General features: G+C 34.8%; 2 protein-coding genes. Both read right to left on the reverse strand.

Annotation, left to right across the window (positions count from 1 at the left end):
- On the reverse strand, positions 1 to 686 hold a 686-nt coding region (locus ACFIKB_RS09445), incomplete at its 3' end, for a type IV secretion system protein (protein WP_375653499.1).
- A gap of 23 nt (positions 687 to 709) precedes the next feature.
- The coding region (locus tag ACFIKB_RS09450) for a TrwH protein (protein ID WP_375653502.1) at positions 710 to 813 on the reverse strand (104 nt) is incomplete at its 5' end.

The following is an 813-nucleotide window of genomic DNA, read 5'->3' on the forward strand; positions in this document are numbered from 1 at the left end:
GGCATCCCTTTTTTTTCATGGTCAAAAATTTTCATATCAAGTTCGCGTCTTTTCCTTTTGATAAGTGATTGCTCAGCCTTACGTAAATGCGTTATCGTTTGTATCGTTATAGATTCATTTTGGATCATGGCTAATGAACCATCGATATGTGCTTGAAGATCTGCAATATCTTTCAGGTTTTCTTTTGTTTGAAGAGCATCAAATAGACTTTTGAGGTATTTAAAACGATTTTCTACTTTTTCAAAACTTTTCAAAGTTATAGCTTTATTTAGTAGCGAAAAAAATTCTAAACGCTCAAAAAGCAACTTGCCCATTCGATTAAAAGGCTCAGAAATTTTGTCTTCGTCCTTCAATACCTTTTGATATGATTCCCTTGAAAGCTCATCTTTCTTATAGAGCGATTCTGGTTCTTTGAGAAAAAAACTAGAAAAGTCTATTTTCTGAGGTGCAGTTTTCTGACTCTTTGTTATAGCTTGATAGTTTTTTTCTGTTTGCGAAAGTTGTTCTTTTTTCAACTCAAGCTGTTTTTTTAAGAGCTCAATAATTTCCCCTTTTTTTAATAGATTAATAAGCTCCAGATATTCTGCTGGTGAAGCAGCTGGTGATGAGGAGGCGAAAGATACGCTTATACTTGCGTCATTTGCATATGCTGGAGCTAGATTCAGCATTCCCCAAATGGTAATCATTCCTGTTATAATAAGAATCTTTCTCATATACTTGCTCGCTTGATTTCGTTAGGGATTGTTTTATTAATAGGCACACGGTTCCTATCATTGGGCTGTTTGAGCTTTGGTGCTAATACACAAGCCGATA

The sequence above is a fragment of the Bartonella sp. MR110HLJHH genome (assembly GCF_042194225.1).
GTDB classification, from domain to species: domain Bacteria; phylum Pseudomonadota; class Alphaproteobacteria; order Rhizobiales; family Rhizobiaceae; genus Bartonella; species Bartonella grahamii.